This is a genomic window from Pseudescherichia sp., assembly GCF_031998825.1.
Classification (GTDB): Bacteria; Pseudomonadota; Gammaproteobacteria; order Enterobacterales; family Enterobacteriaceae; genus Pseudescherichia.
In genome coordinates this window covers 19,230-38,655 of record NZ_DAMACX010000019.1, presented here as the reverse complement: position 1 = coordinate 38,655, position 19,426 = coordinate 19,230, and the positions used below count along the sequence as shown (strand labels likewise).

The window sequence follows — 19,426 nt, the reverse complement described above, 5'->3', positions numbered from 1 at the left end:
TCAACCCTACCAAAATCGTACTTCTCGGTTATATTGTTAAAAACCAGAGAGGGCGTCTATGAAATTTCCCGGTGTACCTGTGAATGAAAGAGAGCGCTTAAAATCGCTCTATATGATGGATCTGCTTGATAAAAATGATGATGAGCGGCTGCTGCGCCTGACGCGGCTGGCGAAGGCGACCTTCAATGTGCCTATTGCGTTAATCACCCTGCTGGACCGGGATCGGCAGTGGATGATCTCCTGCGATGGCTCGAATATGCGGCAATCGTCGCGCAACGTCTCCTTCTGCGCCCATGCGATCCTGCTGCAGGGCATTATGATTGTGAAGGACACGCTGAAAGATGAGCGCTTCGAAAATAACCCTCTGGTACTCGATGAGCCCTTTGTACGCTTCTACGCAGGCTGTCCGGTGCGTCTGCCCGACGGCTCGATCGCGGGAACCATCTGCCTGATTGACAATAAGCCACGGGATTTCACCTCCGAAGAGATTAATCTGCTGCTCGATCTGGGCGCGATTGTCGAAGATGAGTTCGTTATTATCAATATGGCAATGACTGATAAACTCACTGAGTTGCCCAACCGACGTGGTTTTTTCCAGATAGGCGATAAACGCTTTGGCGAGATGACCCGGAACAATATACCCTTTAGCCTGCTCTATTTTGCGGTCGAGGATCTGCAATCGCTTAACGATATTTGGGGTCATGCCGAGGGGGATAACGCTCTGCGCGCTTTCGCCAAATGTCTTAATAGCTGCATGAAAGGTGGTGACGTCTGCGGGCGTGTAGAGAGCAGCGGTTTTGCCGTGCTGCTGGCAAATAATGGCCAGAATGATGCCGATGCTTTCTTATTTAATCTGCAAAGCAAAATAGATGACTGGTATCTCAACGTGGGTAAAAAATACCCGCTTAATTACGCCTATGGGATGCTTAACAGCGATGCGGATAAATATGCCGATCTCGTTGAGATGCTAAAAGACGCCGACACGGTAATGTATTCCGAGAAGCGCAAGGGACGTTGATTAGAATAAGGTTAGGGGGCCAGAGAAAGCCCCCGCAGGGGCTACACTCTTTACGCTATTAATGAGGGACTTCAGAGACCTTCTGAACTTCGGACTGGTTTATCTGCTGCTTCACACCGTTAGCATCTTTATAGCCTAACAGGCCTGCATCGGTCTGCTCAGGTTTGCCATCAGTGATGATGGTCCGGCCATCGGTGGTATGGATTGCATAGCTAGTACGCGTACAACCGGAAAGGGCCGCTGCGCCAAGTAATATTGCAACAGGTAACACGATCGCTTTTTTCATTAGACTCTCCTGATTGTCGGTGAATAGTAAAGACCTCATCAACACGTGATTAAAATCGAAGCCTTGAAATAAGTGTAGAAGATTTTTTTAACTCTACAACTTTCGTATTAACCTCAGGTGACCTGCCAATAAAGGGGGGTGCCGTAGACCTCGACAAAATAATCAATCACTGCTCTCACCGTTAAAGGCGGATGACGGGTATTAGGGTAAATCACAGCAATATGCTGCGGCCCGGCGTTTATTGTTGGATCATACTCCGACAGGAGCTGAACTAATGTTCCCTGTCGCAAACAGTTGCCTATCATCCAGTCCGGGAATAAGACGATCCCCATCCCTCCCAGCGCGGCGGTAAGCAGCGTCTCGGCATTATTTGAACTGAGATGGGCTACTACCGGGTAGTGCACCCACTCCCCGGCTGGCTCCTTAAATAGCCAGCGATTAGGTCCGGACGATCCGCTATAGACCAGGCAACGATGCTGACTCAGCTCTGCGGGCGTTTGCGGCGTCCCGTGCTTTGCGACGTACGCTGGCGACGCGGCCAGGTAATAGCGCTGGGTTCCCAGAATGCGCGCGTGGAAAGAGGAGTCGGTTAAGGTGCCAATACGAAAGATCAGATCGGCGGCATCACGATGGGGATCGATATAGTCATCGGTCTGATTCAGCTCAATCTGTAGCTGCGGGTAGCGCTCCACCAGGCCGCTCAGCCAGGGGGCAATATGGTGGTGACCAAAAAACACCGGGGCATTGATACGCACCAGTCCGGCGGGCACGGCGGCACGGCTCTGCAGCTCCGTCTGGGCGTTATGCATGTTTTCCAGCATGGCGCGGGCGTGCGCCATAAAGAGATGCCCCGCTTCGGTAGGGATCACCGCCCGGGTATTACGGTAGAAAAGCTGCTGACCCAGCGTATTTTCCAGTTGGATCACGGTACGAGAGATCATCGAGGCGGAGACCCCCTCCCGGCGGGCCACCGCTGAAAAACTCTGCCTATCGTAGACGGCAATAAAAAAGCGCAGCGCGCGCAAGGTAATCGAGCCTGTATCGTTCATTAATGCAAAACCTGCAAAGGTGTTTCCCGCATTATAGCGTTTTTTAATATTTCAGGTTGCTATAGGCTGCTGCGCTTCTGTTCTTAAGGGATACGTAGTCATGCAATTCTTACTGATTTTACTGGTTATCATCGGCGGCATGGGACTGTCGGTAGAAGCCGGCATTCTTGGCCCGCTGGGGGGCGAGGTAGGGCATTTATGGGCCACCTTCAGCATCTTTGGCGTCGGGGCCGCGCTCACCTTCCTGCTGATGCTCTTCTTTAGCCCGCGCAACAGCCCTTCATTTTTCAGCCAGCCCGGCTGGCAGCTGCTCGGCGGCGTGCTGGGTCCGGCTTACGTGGTGATCCTGACCCTGGCCGCGCCGATTGTCGGCGTGGCGATGTGCATGATCGGCATTCTCGCCGGGCAGGTGTTTAAGAGCCTGGTGATCGATCACTTTGGACTCTTTGGTACCGGGCGCAGACAAATTGATGCAAAGCGCCTGTGGGCTCTGGTTTTCATCATCGCCGCGCTGGCGCTGGTGGCAAAAGGATAACGAAAAATGATTCTACTGATGATTATTCTCTCCGTGGTGGGCGGCGCGCTGCTGAGCGTGCAGGCGGCGATCAACGGCCAGCTAGGCAGCAAGGTGGGCGTGTTTCGCAGTGCGTTTCTGACCTTCTCCGTTGGCGCGCTGATTACCGCCCTGCTGATCTTCTTCTTTGAGACAAAGCATGCGGTGACCCTGCTGGAGGTGCCAAAGTGGCAGCTGCTGGGGGCGCTGCTGGGCGTGCCCTATATCGTGATTATGGTGCTGGCGGTGCAGCGTATCGGCACGGCAGTGGCGACCGTTGCGGTGATCTTCGGCCAGCTGGCGATGAGCATGCTAATCGACAACTTTGGCTGGCTGCATAATGAGGCGATCCCTTTCTCCGCTACCCGCCTGGGCGCGGTGGTTTGCCTCGGTATCGCCCTCTGGTTTATCTACTCCGGCAGCAAAAGCCGCACGGCAGAGTAGGGTATTGCACCATCACATAGCACTGCCCAATTTTGGGGCGCACTTTTCGCCTGCTGCGTTCGCAGCAGGCACCGTTTGCGGGCGTTAACGCCTGGCATAGCTTTTGCAACCTCCTGTGTAGAAGGCAGCGCAACACAACTTATCTGTAAAAAATAGCTGGCTAGGGTTCCGGTTCATCGCTGATGAATGCTGGTCCGAGAGCTGGCGACCTCTCTGAGGTTACACGGCGGGACAAAAGCCCGGGAGACAGCAGCACCAGAGGGTGTCGCGCTGCTCCCTGTTTTTGTGCCAACCCGAGGTCAGATAATGAAAAAACGTTCCTTTCTCCGCACGCTTGCTCTGTCGCTGGCCCTGCTAACCAGCGTTCCCTCCTTCGCGGCGGCTAAAAAAGAGTTCAACGTCTGCTGGACCATCTACGCGGGCTGGATGCCGTGGGGCACCATCAGCAGCGAGAAGATCATCGACAAATGGGCGGATAAGTACGGCATCAAAATCAACGTCGTCCAGCTCAATGACTATATCGAATCTATTAACCAGTACACCGCAGGCCAGTTCGACGGCTGCACCATGACCAACATGGATGCGCTGACTATTCCGGCCGCGGGCGGCGTCGATACCACGGCGCTGATCCTCGGCAGCTACTCCGAAGGCAACGATGGCGTAGTGCTCAAAGGCGAAGGCAAAAAGCTCGCCGACCTGAAAGGGATGAAAATCTACCTGCCGGAGCTCTCTGTCTCCCACTATCTGCTGGTGCGCGGCCTGGAGAAGGCCGGGTTGCAGGAGCGTGACGTAACGGTGGTCAACACCTCCGACGCTGACATCGTCTCCGCCTTCACCACCGATGACGTCCAGGCGACGGTAGCGTGGAACCCGCAGCTCTCCACCATCAAGGCGACGCCGAAAACCACCGAGGTCTTTAGCTCTACCGCCGTGCCGGGCGAGCTGATTGACATGATGGTGGTTAATACCGAAACGCTGAAGGATAACCCGGCGCTGGGCAAGGCGTTGACCGGAGCATGGTACGAAATGATGGGCCTGATGAAAGCCCAGGACGCGAAGGCGCTCAATTCAATGGCGGCAGCCTCCGGTACCGATCTGGCGGGTTACCAGGCGCAGTTGAAAACCACGCATCTCTTCTATACCCCAGCGGATAATCTCGCTTTTACCACCTCAGGCGATCTGGCGAAAACCATGCAGCGCGTGGCGCAGTTCTCTTTTGATAAGGGGTTGCTGGGGGACGGGGCGCAGAGCGCGGACTTTATCGGCATGGCCTTCCCGGGCAACGTGACCCAGGGCGACGCGGGTAACGTCAAGCTGCGCTTTGACGACAGCTTCGTGAAGCTGGCCGCCGACGGCAAACTTTAAGACTAACGGAGCCTGTGCATGCGACAAATTAACCGCCACCCACAGCCTGGTATGCGCCTTATGCTGGTGCTGCTGCCGTTTGTCCTGTTGCTGGCGGCCTACTTTCTTGGCTCCGCAGTGCGTCTTGAGGCCAACCCGCATGACAAGCTGCTGCCGGGACTCGACGGCATGCTGGCCGCCATTGACCGGATGGCCTTCACGCCGGACAGGCGCAGCGGCGACTACCTCTTCTGGCTGGATACCCTGGTGAGCCTGGCGCGCCTGCTCACCGGGCTGGTTATCGCCTCGCTGATTGGCCTGTGCATCGGCATCACCGCGGGCGTCTTCCCAATGTGGCGAGCCTCGCTGTCGCCGCTGATGACCGTGCTGTCGATGATCCCACCCCTGGCGATCCTGCCGGTGCTGTTTATCGTTTTCGGCCTCGACGAGCTATCAAAGATCATGCTGATCGTTATTGGCATCACGCCGATGCTGGCTCGGGATCTTGAACACCGGGCGCGGGAGATCCCGCAGGAGATCCTGATCAAGGCCCAGACGCTGGGGGCCAGCAGCTGGACCCTGGTACTGCGCGTCGTGCTGCCGCAGCTGCTCTCGCGCCTGCTCACCTCCCTGCGGCTGCTGCTCGGATCTGCGTGGCTGTTCCTGATCTCCGCCGAGGCGATCTCCTCCACCGCCGGGCTGGGCTACCGCATCTTTCTGGTCCGCCGCTATATGGCGATGGACGTCATCATTCCGTACGTCGTCTGGATCACCCTGCTGGCCTGGCTGATGGATCTGGCGCTGCGGGCGCTGCACAGAACCTGTTTTCCCTGGGCGGAAGGAGGGAAGGCATGAGCTTTATCGATATCAACAACATTTGGCAAGAGTATGGCAACCACGTGGTGCTGGAGCGGGTCAACCTGCAAATTCAGCAGGGGGAGTTTTGCTCAATGGTTGGGGCATCTGGCTGCGGTAAGTCAACCTTCCTGCGCCTGCTGCTGGGCCAGGAGCGGCCCACCCGGGGCAGCATCACCCTCGACGGCCAGCCGCTGGCGGCGGAGCCGGATCGCAGCCGCGGCGTGGTGTTTCAGCGCTACTCGGTGTTTCCGCACCTTAACGTGCTGGATAACGTCGCCATCGGCCTCGAACTGCCCGCTAGTCCGCTGCTCGGTCGCCTGTTTGGCAGCCGTAAAAAAGCCGCCCGCGAGCAGGCGGCGCAGATGCTGGAGAAGGTCGGCCTCGGCCACGCCCTGAACAAGTATCCGGCCCAGCTCTCGGGCGGGATGCAGCAGCGGTTAGCCATCGCCCAGGCCTTCATCATGCAGCCGCGGGTGCTGCTGCTGGATGAGCCGTTTGGCGCGCTCGATCCGGGCATCCGCAAGGATATGCACGCTCTGCTGCTCCAGCTGTGGAGCGAAACCCGAATGACCGTCTTTATGGTCACCCACGATCTCTCCGAGGGGTTCAACCTCGGCACGCGCCTGCTGGTGTTCGACAAGGTGCGCATTGACCCCCACGAGCCAAACGCTTACGGGGCGCGCATTACCTACGACATTCCGCTGAACGAGGCGCGTATGGCGGAGGTCATGACTCCGCCGCCCGCTAACGTCATTTCTTTAAGGAGCTAATTCGATGACGCACTCTCTGCATACCTCCACCGCCATTCGTGAGGAGACCGTCCCCGGCGGCGGCCACGCCTCTTTTATTCTCAAGCGCGGGCAGATCCTGCGCCTGACCGACAGCGAGGGCGGGGCGAACGTCAGCATGATGATGCTCAACGCCCACGAGAAGAGCGAGCGCCTGAACCTGCCGGATACCCTCAAGGGCCAGCACACCGCCAGGCTCACCGCCGGACACTGCTTCTACTCTGATATGGGGCGTGTGCTGGCGGGCATCGTGGCGGATACCTGCGGCTGGCACGATCCCTTTGGCGGGGTGCTGAACGCCGAGGAGACCGCCGAGAAGTATGGCCAGGGGCGCTATCAGGAGCTGCGCAACGGCTTCTACCGCAACGGCATGGATAACCTGCTGGTGGAGATGGGCAAATGGGACCTCAATCTTGAGGATCTGCTGATGGTGGTGAACTTTTTCAGCAAGGTCAGCGTTGACGAGCAGGGCGCGTTTACCTTCCACAGCGGCTTCTCAAAACCGGGCAGCTATGTCGAGCTGTATGCCCCGATGGACACCCTGGTGGTATTGACCGCGCTGCCGCACCCGATGGATCCGCAGCCTGAATATTTCCCGCGCCCGGTACAGCTGAGCTGGTTCGAGGCCACCGACAACGAGGCCGCCGTTAATGCTCTGCTGACCCGCCCCGAAAACGGGCGCGCGTTTACTAACACCCAGCTGTTTGCCCTGTAAGGAGCCGAAAATGTCTCTTATTGAAAGCCAAAAACATCCGGCAGAGGCGGTGTTCCGCCATACCATTCCGGCGGGTGAGCACTACCTGTTTGAAGTAAAGAAGGGGCAGACCCTGCGCCTGCACGATCTCGAAGGCAACCAGGCCATCGATACCCTGTTCTATAACGCCGACAACCCGCGCGAGCGCTACGATCCCCAGCGCACCCTGCGCCGCCAGAATAACGCTTACCTCACCACCGGGAGCGTGCTCTGGTCGGGGCTGGGCAATCCGCTGCTGACTATCGTGGCCGATACCTGTGGCCGCCACGACACCCTCGGCGGAGCCTGCGCCCAGGAGAGCAACACCGTGCGCTACTCGCTCGATAAGCGCTATATGCACAGCTGCCGGGATAACTTCCTCTGCGCCTGCCTGCATGATGGCCGCCTGCACAAGCGCGACATTGGGGCGAACATCAACTTCTTTATGAACGTGCCGGTAACGCCGGAGGGCGGGCTGACCTTTGAGGACGGCATCTCCGCTGCGGGCAAGTACGTTGAGCTGCGCGCGGAGTGCAACGTCATCGTGCTGATCTCCAACTGCCCGCAGCTCAACAACCCCTGCAACGGCTGGAACCCGACTCCTGCGGAGGTGCTGGTATGGAACTGAGCCGCCTGCGCCTCGCCATCTACCGCCTGTTTGCGGTGCGGGCCAACCGCCTGACGCTGGACAATAAGCCGCAGCAGTAACAGCCTTTTCCCCCTGGACGACCAGGCGGCGAGATTATTCCCGGCGGGACGACCCGCCACGGTTCGGGTCTGGATCATGTTTACAAAATTACTTATCGCTAACCGGGGTGCCATCGCCTGCCGTATTCTGCGCACCCTGCGGGACATGAACGTCAAAGGGGTTGCTGTCTGGTCAGAATCCGACGCCAGCAGCCTGCATATTCGTGAAGCCGACGAGGCGATTAGCCTGGGCGAAGGTCCGGCGGCGCAAACCTATTTACAGGTGGATAAGATCCTCGCCGCCGCCCGGGAGAGCGGGGCGCAGGCCATCCATCCCGGCTACGGCTTCCTCTCTGAAAACGCCGCTTTCGCCGAAGCGTGCGAAGCCGCCGGGATCGCCTTCGTGGGCCCCACCCCTGAGCAGCTGCGTATTTTTGGCCTGAAACACACCGCCCGTGCGCTGGCGAAAAGCCACGGCGTGCCGCTGCTGGAGGGTACAGAGCTGCTGGCCGACGTCGATGAAGCGCTGGCCGCAGCAGATAGCGTCGGCTATCCGGTGATGCTCAAGAGCACGGCGGGCGGCGGCGGGATCGGGATGCGCGTCTGCTACAGCCCGGCGGAGCTGGCGGAGGCCTTCGACGCGGTGCAGCGGCTGGGGAAAAACAACTTCAGCGATGCGGGCGTCTTTATCGAGAAGTACATCGAGCGCGCTCGTCACCTTGAAGTGCAGATTTTTGGCGACGGTAAAGGAGAGGTGATCGCCCTCGGCGTGCGCGACTGTTCGGTGCAGCGGCGTAACCAGAAGGTGCTGGAGGAGACCCCCGCTACGGCGCTGCCTGAGGGGATGGCCGAGGCGCTCTGCCTGGCGGCTATCGAACTGGGCAAGGCGGTGAACTACCGCAGCGCCGGCACGGTGGAGTTTGTTTACGACAGCAGCGCGCAGCAGTTCTACTTCCTGGAGGTGAACACCCGGTTACAGGTCGAGCATGGCGTCACCGAGCAGGTATGGGGCGTGGATCTGGTCCAGATGATGATCGCTCTGGCCGCCGGCGATCTGCCGCCGCTGGCGGGGATCGCCGCAGACTTGAGCCCGCGCGGCCATGCGATCCAGGCCCGCGTCTACGCCGAGGATCCGGGCCGCCAGTTTCAGCCCTCGCCGGGCCTGCTGACCAACGTTAGCTTCCCGGAGCAGGATCGTACCACGCTGCGGATCGATAGCTGGGTAGAGTCCGGCTGTGAGGTGCCGCCGTTCTTCGATCCTCTGCTGGCAAAGATCATTACCTATGCTGACACCCGCGACGAGGCGATTGATCGGCTGGATCACGCCCTGGACGAAACCCGCCTTTATGGCGTAGAGACCAACCGCCAGTACCTGCGGCAGATTTTGCGCGACGCCCCCTTTGCCAGCGGCCAGCCGTGGACCCGCTGTCTGGAAAATCTGAGCTACCAGGCGGCAACGCTGGAGGTCATCAGCGCCGGGACGCAGACCACGGTTCAGGACTATCCGGGACGGCAGGGCTACTGGGCGGTAGGCGTGCCGCCATCCGGGCCGATGGACGATCGCGCCCTGCGCCTTGGCAACCGTCTGCTGGGCAACGCCGACGATGCGGCAGGGCTGGAGATCACCGTCAGCGGCCCGACCCTGAAATTTAATACCGATGCGGTGGCGGTCATCACCGGCGCGGCGATAAGCGTCGAACTGGACGGCCAGCCGCAGGCAATGAACTGTACTTTCTTCATTCGTGCTGGCACGACGCTAACCCTGGGAGATACCCTGGAGGCGGGCGTGCGTAGCTACCTCTGCCTGCGTGGCGGCCTCGACGTGCCGGGCTATCTGGGCAGCAAGAGCACTTTTACCCTCGGCCAGTTTGGCGGCCACGCCGGGCGCGCCCTGCGTACCGGGGACGTGCTGCACCTTACACCGTTAACCGATGCCAGCTGCGGCGCGGCTCTGCCTGCGGCGCTGCACACTACTCTCGGGGCGGTGCGCGAGCTGCGGGTGATCTACGGCCCGCACGGTGCGCCGGAGTACTTTACGCCGGAGTGGATCCCGACCTTTTTTGCCACCGAGTGGGAGGTGCACTTTAACTCCAGCCGCACCGGCGTACGCCTGATTGGCCCGAAACCGGAGTGGGCGCGGGACAGCGGCGGCGAGGCGGGGCTGCATCCCTCGAATATTCATGACAATCCCTACGCCGTCGGCGCGGTGGACTTTACCGGCGATATGCCGGTGATCCTCGGTCCGGACGGCCCGAGCCTCGGCGGCTTTGTCTGCCCGGTGACGGTGATCGAGGCGGATCTCTGGCAGCTCGGCCAGCTTAACGCCGGGGATCGGGTGCGCTTTGTGCCGGTAGATATCGACACCGCCCGCCTGCTGGCGCAGGGGCGCAGCCAGGAGCTGGCGAGCCTGCAACCGGTGGCGATCAACTGGCATACGCAGCCGCTCACCACCCCGGTGGTGATGGAGACCGGGACGGCGGACAAGCGGCTGGTGGCACGCCTCTCTGGCGATACCCATCTGCTGCTGGAGATTGGCGACGCCGAGCTGGATCTGGTTCTGCGCTTTCGCGGTCACGCCCTGATGCAGGCCCTGGAGGCGTTGGCCCTCGACGGGGTGATTGACCTGACGCCGGGCATCCGCTCGCTACAGGTTCACTATCAGCCGGAGGCGCTGAACCTGACGCGCCTGCTGGAGATCGTGCGCGGCGTGTGGCACTCGGTATGCCAGCAGGAGGATCTGCAGGTGCCGTCGCGTGTGGTCTGGCTGCCGCTGTCGTGGGACGATCCGGCCTGCCAGAAAGCCATCGACAAGTACATGACCACCGTGCGCCGGGATGCGCCCTGGTGTCCAAGCAATCTGGAGTTTATCCGCCGCATCAACGATCTCGACAACATTGACGAGGTCTACCGCACGGTGTTTGACGCCAGCTATCTGGTGATGGGCCTGGGGGATGTCTATCTCGGTGCGCCGGTGGCGACGCCGCTCGATCCGCGTCACCGGCTGGTGACCACCAAATATAACCCGGCGCGCACCTGGACGGCGGAGAACTCGGTCGGGATCGGCGGGGCGTATCTCTGCGTCTACGGCATGGAGGGGCCGGGCGGGTATCAGTTCGTCGGACGCACGCTGCAGATGTGGAATCGCTATCATGAGGTCGAGGATTTTGGCGGCAAGCCGTGGCTGCTGCGCTTCTTCGATCAGATCCGTTTCTATCCGGTTTCTGCCGAGGAGCTGCTAACCATTCGCCGCGACTTCCCGCTCGGGCGCTATCCGCTGCGCATTGAGCAGAGCACGCTGCGGCTGGCGGAGTACCAGCAGTTTCTGGCCGAGGAGGCGACCAGCATTGAGGCCTTCCGTAGCCATCAGCAGGCGGCGTTTAATGCTGAAAGAGAGCGCTGGGTAGCCTCCGGCCAGGCGCACTTTGACAGCAATGACGCTATGCCGGAGGTGGGTGACGATGCCCCATTGCAGGCTGGGCAGCGCGGAATCGATAGCCCCATCGCCGGTAACCTCTGGCAGGTGCTGGTCAAGCCGGGCGACAGGGTAAAAGAGGGGGATGTGATGGTGATCCTCGAGTCGATGAAGATGGAGATCCCGCTGCGGGCTACCTGCGATGGTGTAGTAGATCAGGTTCGTGTGCAGCCGGGTTCATCGGTGCGGGCCGGGCAGTGCGTGGCGGTGGTTAACGCCGAGCGCGCCATCGCTTAGCGGACGCGAACGCGCTTCGGCGGGCTGGCCTTCAGTGGGGCGTTGACCGGCATCTCGTCGGCCCACTGGGTGGCTGAGGACATCATCTCAGCCACCATCCCGCGGGTCAGCCCCAGCCGATAGGCCTGCTGGCTGGCCTCCTCCCACTTCCGCTGCTCGTACAGCTCCACCAGACAAACAAACTGGTGCAGCAGACCCCGGTGCTGTTGCAGGGCCATACGGACATCCTGGGAGATCACCACCTGGCCGATAAGCTCCTCCAGCGGGACCTCAAACACGGCACCCAGCAGTGAGAACAGCCCCACCATAAAAGCATCGTTGGCCGAGACTCTGCCGCGCAGGCGGGAGGCGGCCAGTTCACAAAACTTGGCGCGGATCAGGCTTTGATAGTAGGTTTCATTGGTTTTAACGTTATTAATCGAGCTTAAGCAGGTGACCAGCACAAAGCGGCGTAGCTCTTTCGCTCCCAGGTAAACCACAATATCCTTCAGGGAATGGCTGCGCGTTCCCTCAATTCCCCGGGTGTTATAGAGAATATTCTGCGCGTAGCGCATTACCTTATAGGAGAGGGCAACATCGTGCTTGAGCAGATCCTCAATACGCTGCAAATTGGGCGCGTCGGAATTCACCTCCTGAATCAGGTTCAGGGAGACAATGTGGTTCTGCACCAGCTTATTGCTTTTATAGACCACCGGCTTGCTAAAGAAATAGCCCTGAAAGAGGGTAAAGCCAGCGTTTTTAAATAGCTCGTACTCGTCGAAGGTTTCGATTTTTTCCGCCAGCAGCAGGGTGTTTTTCAGCAGCTCCTCACGGCACAGCAGGTAGTCCTGGATTTGCGGCCAGCTGTTTTCTCGAATATCGAATTTGATAATGCTGATGTAGGGAATAAAGGTATCCCAGTCGCTGCTAAGGGAAAAATCATCCAGCGCGACGCGAAACCCCTGCTGGTGCAGCCGCTTGATGGCGGCCAGCAGGGCGCCGGTCGGCTCGGCGGTTTCAAGGATCTCAATGACCACCCGGTCTTTAGGCAGGGTTTCAGCCAGCCCCTGGAGCAGCAGTTCATAGGGAAAGTTAACAAAGACCGTACCTGCATCCTTTTGGCTGCCGGTGGGTGCGCCAAAAAACTGCTCTTCAATGAGCTGGGCGGTGGCATGTTCAGGAGAAACGTTGGGGAAACGGTTAGCCATACTGTCCCGGAATAGGAGCTCGTAGCCAAACGTCTGCAAATTTTCATCAAAAATCGCCTGTCTGGCGACAAAAGAAAACATTCTCTATCCTCACCCCGGCGCTTTTGCTCATTACTATGCCGCGTAATGCGCGGGCTGACTAATACTTTTCTCAAATTATCCTTTATTTGTAAAGTTTCGTCACAAAAAAAAGGGGTTCTGTTTATCTTTTAAAAACAGGTGGTTGATAAGAGAGGGTGTTTTGGGCGAGTAAAAAAGAGAGAGGAGTAGAGCGCGCCGCTCAGGCCAGAGACCCGAACGGCGCGGAAACTGCAGTTACGCGGTCTGCCAGGAAGATTTTACCTCTTCCGAGTTCTTGTTGAGAACCACGTTGTTACCGTCAACTTTTTCAACCCAGCTTAGAGGGATATAGTGGTGCACACCGCCGGAAGCCGAATCACTTTTTGCCAGTTTGATTTTGTCTTCGCCTTCGAGGTGGTCAACGGTGCCAACGTGGGTACCACAGCTGGCAATAACCTGAGCGTGTTCACGGATTTCACTTTTATTAACCATACATCCTCCTTTGTTGTGATGAAGTTTGAGTATAGTCGACGTTTTTAACTCTGCAGGGCAGAACAATCTGAACTCTTTGAGCGGCTATTAAAGAAGATGTAATATGAATACCTCTTTTCCCATCCAGGAGCGTCTCCTATGGCTGGCCCTCGCATCGCCCGTGAAAAACTCACTATCCGCAGAATGATTGCCCTCTATCAGCGCGGTGCGCCTAAGGCATCTACGGAAGAGGGACACTATGAGGCGCTCTTTGTCTATGCGGAAAAACGGCTGGATAAGTGCGTATTCGGCGAAGAGAAACCGGCCTGCAAGCAGTGTCCGGTGCACTGCTACCAGCCGGCGAAGCGGGAAGAGATGAAGCAGATTATGCGTTGGGCCGGATCGCGTATGCTGTGGCACCACCCGATCCTCACCGTGCGCCATCTGATTGACGACAGGCGCCCGGTGCCGCCGTTACCGGAGAAGTATCAGCGTAAAAAATAATATTGCCGGTGCACGCGCCTGTAAGGCCGGTAAGCGCCGCGCCGCCGGGCGTTATGTTGGCATCGTCATGTCGGGTGGCGGCTTCGCCTTACTCGACCTACAGTAAGCACGGTTAATTTGTAGGCCCGGCAAGCGCCGCGCCGCCTGGCGTTATGTCGGCATCGTTATGCCGGGTGGCGGCTTCGCCTTACCCGACCTACAGTAAGCACGGCGTAATTTGTAGGCCCGGCAAGCGCGCGCCGCCGGGCGTTATGTTGGCATCGTCATGTCGGGTGGCGGCTTCGCCTTACTCGACCTACAGTAAGCACGGTGTAATTTGTAGGCCCGGCAAGCGCCGCGCCGCCGGGCGTTATGTCGGCATCGTTACGCCGGGTGGCGGCTTCGCCTTACCCGACCTACACGATCGTACTCTTATCAATTCCCAATCTTTTCATGCGTGAGAGCAGGGTGGTGCGCTTCAGGCCCAGCCGCTGGGCGGCCCCTTTCGGCCCGGCGATAACGCCGTTGGTCTCCCGCAGCACCCGCAGGATCAGCTGAGACTCCTCCTCACCGTCAGCAGCCATCGCCACCGGCGTGGTGGGAGCAACAGCAATCTCCGGCAGCGAGAGCTGTAGCACGCTGCCACGCGTCAGCAATACCGCCCGTTCTATCACGTTCTCCAGCTCGCGCACGTTGCCAGGCCACTCCATGCTGGAGAGGGTACGCAGCGTCTCGGCGGGAATGCTGTCGATATTGCGTCCCAGCCGCCGGGCAATTTTAAAGGTGAAGGCTTTCACCAGCAGCGGAATGTCTTCCGGGCGCTCGCGCAGGGGCGGGATGTGGATCGGGAAGACGTTGAGCCGGTAGTAGAGATCGCTGCGGAACTCGCGATCCTGCACCATCTGTTTGAGATCCCGGTTGGTCGCGGCGATCAGCCTGACGTCGGTCTGGATCAGCTTGTTGCTGCCGAGGCGCTCGAACTCCTGCTCCTGCAACACGCGCAGCAGCTTGGGCTGCAGCTCCAGCGGCATGTCGCCTACCTCATCCAGGAAGAGCGAGCTTTTATCTGCCAGCTCAAAGCGCCCGATGCGCTGGGCGCTGGCGCCGGTAAAAGCCCCGCGCTCGTGACCGAAGAGATCGCTCTCCAGCAGGCCCGCAGGCATTGCCGCGCAGTTCATCTTGACCATTCGTCGGGCGTTGCGTCCGCTGAGATTGTGGATCGCCCGGGCAATCAGCTCTTTGCCGGTGCCGGTCTCGCCGAGGATCAGCACCGTGCTGTTGCTCTGGGCCACCATCTCCACCTGCTTAAGCACGCTGAACATCGCCTCGCTGCGGCCGATGATCTCCCCGAACTCGCTCTCGACATTGTTAAGCTGCTCGGTCAGGGCGAGGTTCTCATCCACCAGCCGCTCCTTCAGACGCTGGATCTCCTGATAGGCGAGGGCGTTATCGACGGCAATCGCCACCCGCTCGGCAATCTGGCGCAGCAGCTGCAGGTTCGCGGTGGTAAAGACCTTCTCCTCACACTGGGCCAGTTTCAAAACGCCCAGCAGATTGTCGCCGGACATCAGCGGCAGCAGGCACAGGGTCTGGATCTGGTTGCCCCAGGTCTCAAAGAGCCGCCGCTCATACGGAGCCAGCCGGTCGCGCTCGTGCAGGTTGAGCAGCAGCATCTCTTTGCTCTTAAATACCCGCTCGGAGAGGGTGCCGGTCTCATCGACCTCGCTCTGCTCATGCAGAGGCGCACGCTCGTTAAGGTAGTGCGTGGAGTAGATATTCAGCTTGCCCTTGCGGCCGCTGCGCAGCACGATGCTGATGGCGTCAATGTCAAAATAGCGGTGGATCTCTTTGGCAATCTCGCCCACCAGCTCGTCCATATCGAGGCGGGAGAGCACCGCATTGGTTATGGCAACCAGAATGCGAAAGTTGTCGCGCTCGCGGCAGAGCAGATCGTAGTCCGGGCCGCTGTCGACCCGGCTCTGGATCTGCTCCACCACCACGCCGACGATCTGGGTGAAGGTGTGCAGGCGCTCCATCTCCTGCGGGCTCCAGGGCCTGTCATCGTGGCGGATAAACTCGCAGCCGCCGAAGATCTGCCCCTCTGCCGCCAGCGGCAGTAGCCCGTAGTAGCCAAAGGCGGGGTAGAGATCGCTTTCCGCTAGCTGCGGCCAGGCCTCGCTAAATTCCTGGTAGCGACAGTGCAGGGCCTGCGGGCGAGAGAGAATACGCCGCACCGGGCCGTGGGCCAGGGCGGTTTCATCCTCATACTCGACGGGCTTGCCGTCGGGGCCAGAGGCGTAGTAGCAGGCCCGGCGATCTCCGGCCCGCCAGAGAACAATTCCGGCACGATCCGCCAGCGCCGCCTCCCTGACCAGCCCGCTCAGGGCTTGTGCCAGCGCGGTGAGATCCGGCTGCTGTAATAGCGTGCGGGTGACGTCAAACAGCCCTTGCTGTCCGAGATCGCCCATCGGTGTATTCGACATTGTGCTAATCCAGAAAGGCACCGAAATAGGTGCCAAAAGTTTTTATTTTGCTATAAAAATACGTTAACAGATCCGCGGCAGGGGTTCGGCATGAGGCAGATCCAGGGTGCGCTTCACGCCGTAAAGCCCCCTCAGCCGTACCCCTTTACGGGCCACGACCTCGCCAATAATCGCCGCATCGCGGCCCAGCGGATGCAGGCGCAGCCGTTCAAGCGCGGCCTCGGCGGCCTGACGCTCGGCGACAATCACCAGTTTGCCCTCGTTGGCAAAGTTAAGGGCATCGAGGCCCAGCAGCTCACACACGCCGCGCACGGCGGGCTTCACCGGCAGGCTGGTCTCGTTAAGCTCAATGCCACAGCCGCTGCTGGCGACAAACTCATGCACCACCGCATTGACGCCGCCGCGCGTGGCGTCGCGCAGGGCCTTAATGCCGTTAATGGCGCGTAGGGACTGGATCAGCGGCGTGAGCACCGCACAGTCGCTCACCAGCTCGCCGTCCAGCCCGAGCTGCTCGCGCAGGTTGAGGATGGTCGCGCCGTGGCAGCCCAGCGTGCCGCTCACCAGCACGACGTCTCCCGCTTGCAGCGACTGCGCCCGCCAGTTCAGACCGGTGGGAATAGCGCCAATCCCTGCGGTATTAATAAACAGCTTATCCGCCGCCCCGCGCTGCACCACCTTGGTGTCGCCGGTGACAATGGCGATATCTGCCGCCTTCGCCGTGGCCGCCATGCTGTTGACCACCGACTGCAGGGTGGTCATCGGCAGCCCCTCCTCAAGGATAAAGCCGCAGGAGAGGTAGCGTGGGATCGCGCCGCTGACCGCAACATCGTTAGCGGTGCCGCATACCGCCAGCTTGCCGATATCGCCCCCCGGAAAGAAGAGGGGGTCGATCACGTAGCTGTCGGTAGAGAAGGCCAGCCGATCGCCGCCCGCCGCCAGCTGAGTGAGATCGAGGCGGGCCTGATCCTCCTGCTCCGCCAGCCACGGATTATCAAAGGCCTGCATGAACAGGGCGTTAATCAGCTGCTGCATCGCCTGGCCACCGCTGCCGTGGGCCATTTGCACCGTACTCATACTTCACACTCCTGGGCGCGATAGTGATACCAGGCGGCGCAGGCTCCTTCTGAAGAGACCATCAGCGCGCCGAAGGCAGTTTGTGGGTTGCAGGTTTGACCAAACAGCGGGCACTGATGCGGCTTACAGCGGCCCGTCAACACCTCGCCGCAGCGAGCGCGGGGATCGTCGTAGGTCTGCTGCGGACGGAGCTGAAAATGCGTTTCGGCATCAAAGCGCCGATACGCGTCGCTGAGACGCACCCCGGAGTGGGCAATCACGCCCAGCCCGCGCCATTCGCTCTCGCCCTCAACGGTGAACACCCTGGCGATAGCCTGCTGCGCCAGCGGATTGCCGCTGTCGGGTACCACCCGCCGGTATTGGTTCTCTACCCGGCTACAGGCTGCTATTTTCTGCTCAACCAGCATCATCACGCCTTGCAGTAGATCAAGTGGTTCGAATCCAGCCACCACTAATGGGCGCTGAAACTCATCGGCGATAAAGCCGTAGGCCGCCGTGCCGGTCACCATGCTGACGTGGCCGGGGGCCAAAAAGGCGTCGATGCTGTTATCCGGCTGGTCCAGCAGGCTGCGCAGCGTGGGGCCGAGGGTAATATGCTGGCAAAAGAAGAAGAAGTTGCTGAGGTTGCGGGCGCGGGCCTGCTCCAGGGTCACGGCGGTAGCGGGCATGGTGGTCTCAAACCCCAGCCCAAAAAAGACCACCTTGCGATCGGGATGGGCCTCGGCAAGCTTCAGCGCATCCATCGGCGAATAGACCATGCGCACGTCGGCCCCGCGTGATTTTGCCGCCAGCAGCGAGCCGCTTTTTCCCGGCACGCGGATGGCGTCGCCAAAGGTGCAGAAGATCACCTCCGGACGGCTGGCAATCTCCACGCAGGCGTCGATGCGCCCCATCGGCAGGACGCAGACCGGACAGCCGGGACCGTGGATAAACTCGATATTCTCCGGTAGCAGCTGGTCGAGGCCGAACTTAAAGATAGCGTGGGTATGGCCTCCGCACACCTCCATAATGCGCAGCGGGCGCGCCGGGGTGTAGTCGAGACGGCGGGCGCGGTCGCGCAGGCGCGCAAGCAGCTGCATCACCGCTTCCGGGGCGCGATACTCATCAACGAAGCGCATCAGGAACGCTCCCCATACAGCAGCGCGCCGACGTCCGGCTCCACGTCAAACATGTTTTGCAGCGCCGCCAGGGTATCGCGGGCCTCGGCTTCGTCGATCACGCTCATGGCGAAGCCGACGTGAACCAGTACCCATTGGCCGAGGCGGGAGGCACCGGACTCATCCACGCTGCCGACCAGGGTTAAATCGACGTCGCGCTGGATGCCGCACACCTCTACCTTCGCCTGTAGTCCGTCGATGGCGCTAATCTGTCCAGGTACGCCTATGCACATGGCTGCGCCTCCAGCCAGGCCAGCCACTGGTCCATGCCTTCCCCGCTGGTGGCGGAGAGCTGGATAATCTCAATGTCCGGATTTACCGCCCGGGCGCTGGCGAGGCATTTTTCCACGTCAAAGTGGAGATAAGGCAGCAGATCGATTTTATTGAGCAGCATCAGCGAGGCGGCGGCAAACATATGCGGGTACTTGAGCGGCTTGTCTTCACCTTCGGTCACCGACAGCACCGCCACCTTATGGCGCTCGCCAAGGTCGAAGCTGGCCGGGCAGACCAGGTTGCCGACGTTCTCGATAAACAGGATCCCGCCGTTGGCCAGCGGCAGACGAGGGGCGGCGTCGGCGATCATCTGTGCGTCGAGATGGCAGCCTTTGCCGGTATTGACCTGAATGGCCGGGGTGCCGGTGGCACGAATGCGCGCCGCGTCGTTGACGGTCTGCTGATCGCCCTCAATCACCGCGCAGTCTGCTTTGCCCTTCAGGCGCAGCAGGGTTTCGCTCAGCAGGGTGGTTTTACCCGCGCCGGGGCTGGAGACCAGATTGAGCACCAGCTGCTGCTTCGCGGCAAAGCGGGCGCGGTTGCGGGCCGCAAGATGGTTGTTTTTGGCTAAGACGTCGATCTCGATCTCCAGCATCCGCCGCTGGCTGATACCCGGCGCGTGGGTTCCGGCAACGCCGTGGCCGTAGTGGAGATCGCCACCCGGCGTTCGGAATGGGGCAAAGGGGGCGCTGCGAAATGGTGAGTGGGGGCGGTGCTCGTCGCCCTCTATATAGAGATTGCCGTCGCCGCAGCCGCAGGTACTACACAT

At 60.1% G+C, this 19,426-nt stretch carries 19 protein-coding genes and 1 riboswitch; of the genes, 10 read left to right on the top strand and 9 right to left on the bottom strand.

The window, feature by feature from the left end; genetic code table 11:
* Positions 1-58: 58 nt before the first annotated feature.
* Positions 59-1,018 (top strand): sensor domain-containing diguanylate cyclase, encoded by a 960-nt coding sequence (locus RTP97_RS10810; protein ID WP_312413475.1) that lies wholly within the window; start codon positions 59-61, stop codon positions 1,016-1,018.
* 58 nt (positions 1,019-1,076) lie between these two features.
* Here RTP97_RS10810 and RTP97_RS10805 read toward each other — a convergent pair whose 3' ends face one another.
* On the bottom strand, positions 1,077-1,304 hold the full coding sequence (locus RTP97_RS10805; RefSeq protein WP_222888661.1) for a YgdI/YgdR family lipoprotein: 228 nt from the start codon (positions 1,302-1,304) through the stop codon (positions 1,077-1,079).
* Positions 1,305-1,417: 113 nt separating this feature from the next.
* Complete coding sequence (locus tag RTP97_RS10800; RefSeq protein ID WP_312413473.1) at positions 1,418-2,353, bottom strand: LysR family transcriptional regulator; 936 nt, start codon at positions 2,351-2,353, stop codon at positions 1,418-1,420.
* Positions 2,354-2,453: 100 nt separating this feature from the next.
* Here RTP97_RS10800 and RTP97_RS10795 point away from each other — a divergent pair, with 100 nt between their 5' ends.
* From RTP97_RS10795 to uca, 8 genes are all read left to right on the top strand, one after another.
* Positions 2,454-2,888 carry a DMT family transporter gene (locus tag RTP97_RS10795; protein ID WP_103818244.1) on the top strand — a complete coding sequence of 145 codons (435 nt, stop codon included), beginning with the start codon at positions 2,454-2,456 and terminating at the stop codon, positions 2,886-2,888.
* Positions 2,889-2,894: 6 nt separating this feature from the next.
* A complete protein-coding gene (locus RTP97_RS10790) occupies positions 2,895-3,350 on the top strand; it encodes a DMT family transporter (protein WP_312413470.1) in 456 nt (151 codons plus the stop codon).
* 149 nt (positions 3,351-3,499) lie between these two features.
* A riboswitch (guanidine-I (ykkC/yxkD leader) is annotated at positions 3,500-3,598 on the top strand.
* A gap of 58 nt (positions 3,599-3,656) precedes the next feature.
* Complete coding sequence (locus RTP97_RS10785; RefSeq protein WP_312413468.1) at positions 3,657-4,715, top strand: putative urea ABC transporter substrate-binding protein; 1,059 nt, start codon at positions 3,657-3,659, stop codon at positions 4,713-4,715.
* A gap of 18 nt (positions 4,716-4,733) precedes the next feature.
* The gene (locus RTP97_RS10780; RefSeq protein ID WP_042387713.1) at positions 4,734-5,549 is read left to right on the top strand and encodes an ABC transporter permease; all 816 of its coding nucleotides are present in this window, start codon (positions 4,734-4,736) and stop codon (positions 5,547-5,549) included.
* On the top strand, positions 5,546-6,322 hold the full coding sequence (locus RTP97_RS10775; RefSeq protein ID WP_312413466.1) for an ABC transporter ATP-binding protein: 777 nt from the start codon (positions 5,546-5,548) through the stop codon (positions 6,320-6,322). Before RTP97_RS10780 ends, RTP97_RS10775 begins: the two co-directional genes overlap by 4 nt.
* 4 nt (positions 6,323-6,326) lie before the next feature.
* Entirely contained in the window at positions 6,327-7,055 is a 729-nt protein-coding gene (locus RTP97_RS10770) for an urea amidolyase associated protein UAAP1 (protein WP_312413465.1), read from the top strand.
* Between the two features lie 10 nt (positions 7,056-7,065).
* Positions 7,066-7,701: an urea amidolyase associated protein UAAP2 gene (locus tag RTP97_RS10765; RefSeq protein ID WP_312413463.1), complete on the top strand. Its 636-nt coding sequence runs from the start codon at positions 7,066-7,068 to the stop codon at positions 7,699-7,701.
* 156 nt (positions 7,702-7,857) lie between these two features.
* Entirely contained in the window at positions 7,858-11,469 is a 3,612-nt protein-coding gene (gene uca, locus RTP97_RS10760; protein WP_312413461.1) for an urea carboxylase, read from the top strand.
* Here the strand turns inward: uca and RTP97_RS10755 are convergent.
* Positions 11,466-12,737: an HDOD domain-containing protein gene (locus RTP97_RS10755; protein WP_312413459.1), complete on the bottom strand. Its 1,272-nt coding sequence runs from the start codon at positions 12,735-12,737 to the stop codon at positions 11,466-11,468. The genes uca and RTP97_RS10755 overlap by 4 nt on opposite strands.
* A gap of 234 nt (positions 12,738-12,971) precedes the next feature.
* Complete coding sequence (locus RTP97_RS10750) at positions 12,972-13,208, bottom strand: DUF2171 domain-containing protein (RefSeq protein ID WP_042387703.1); 237 nt, start codon at positions 13,206-13,208, stop codon at positions 12,972-12,974.
* Positions 13,209-13,346: 138 nt separating this feature from the next.
* Here RTP97_RS10750 and RTP97_RS10745 point away from each other — a divergent pair, with 138 nt between their 5' ends.
* Positions 13,347-13,691, top strand: a complete 345-nt coding sequence (locus tag RTP97_RS10745; protein WP_312413457.1) for a nitrous oxide-stimulated promoter family protein — start codon at positions 13,347-13,349, stop codon at positions 13,689-13,691.
* A 395-nt stretch (positions 13,692-14,086) separates the two neighbouring features.
* Here RTP97_RS10745 and flhA read toward each other — a convergent pair whose 3' ends face one another.
* The 5 genes from flhA to hypB form a co-directional block, all read right to left on the bottom strand.
* Entirely contained in the window at positions 14,087-16,153 is a 2,067-nt protein-coding gene (flhA, locus tag RTP97_RS10740) for a formate hydrogenlyase transcriptional activator FlhA (protein WP_312413455.1), read from the bottom strand.
* Between the two features lie 63 nt (positions 16,154-16,216).
* Positions 16,217-17,227 carry a hydrogenase expression/formation protein HypE gene (gene hypE, locus RTP97_RS10735; protein ID WP_312413454.1) on the bottom strand — a complete coding sequence of 337 codons (1,011 nt, stop codon included), beginning with the start codon at positions 17,225-17,227 and terminating at the stop codon, positions 16,217-16,219.
* On the bottom strand, positions 17,224-18,345 hold the full coding sequence (gene hypD / locus RTP97_RS10730) for a hydrogenase formation protein HypD (protein WP_312413453.1): 1,122 nt from the start codon (positions 18,343-18,345) through the stop codon (positions 17,224-17,226). Before hypD ends, hypE begins: the two co-directional genes overlap by 4 nt.
* Positions 18,345-18,617, bottom strand: a complete 273-nt coding sequence (locus RTP97_RS10725) for a HypC/HybG/HupF family hydrogenase formation chaperone (protein ID WP_312413451.1) — start codon at positions 18,615-18,617, stop codon at positions 18,345-18,347. The genes hypD and RTP97_RS10725 overlap by 1 nt, the downstream gene beginning before the upstream one ends.
* Positions 18,608-19,426, bottom strand: a complete 819-nt coding sequence (gene hypB / locus RTP97_RS10720) for a hydrogenase nickel incorporation protein HypB (RefSeq protein WP_312413448.1) — start codon at positions 19,424-19,426, stop codon at positions 18,608-18,610. The genes RTP97_RS10725 and hypB overlap by 10 nt, the downstream gene beginning before the upstream one ends.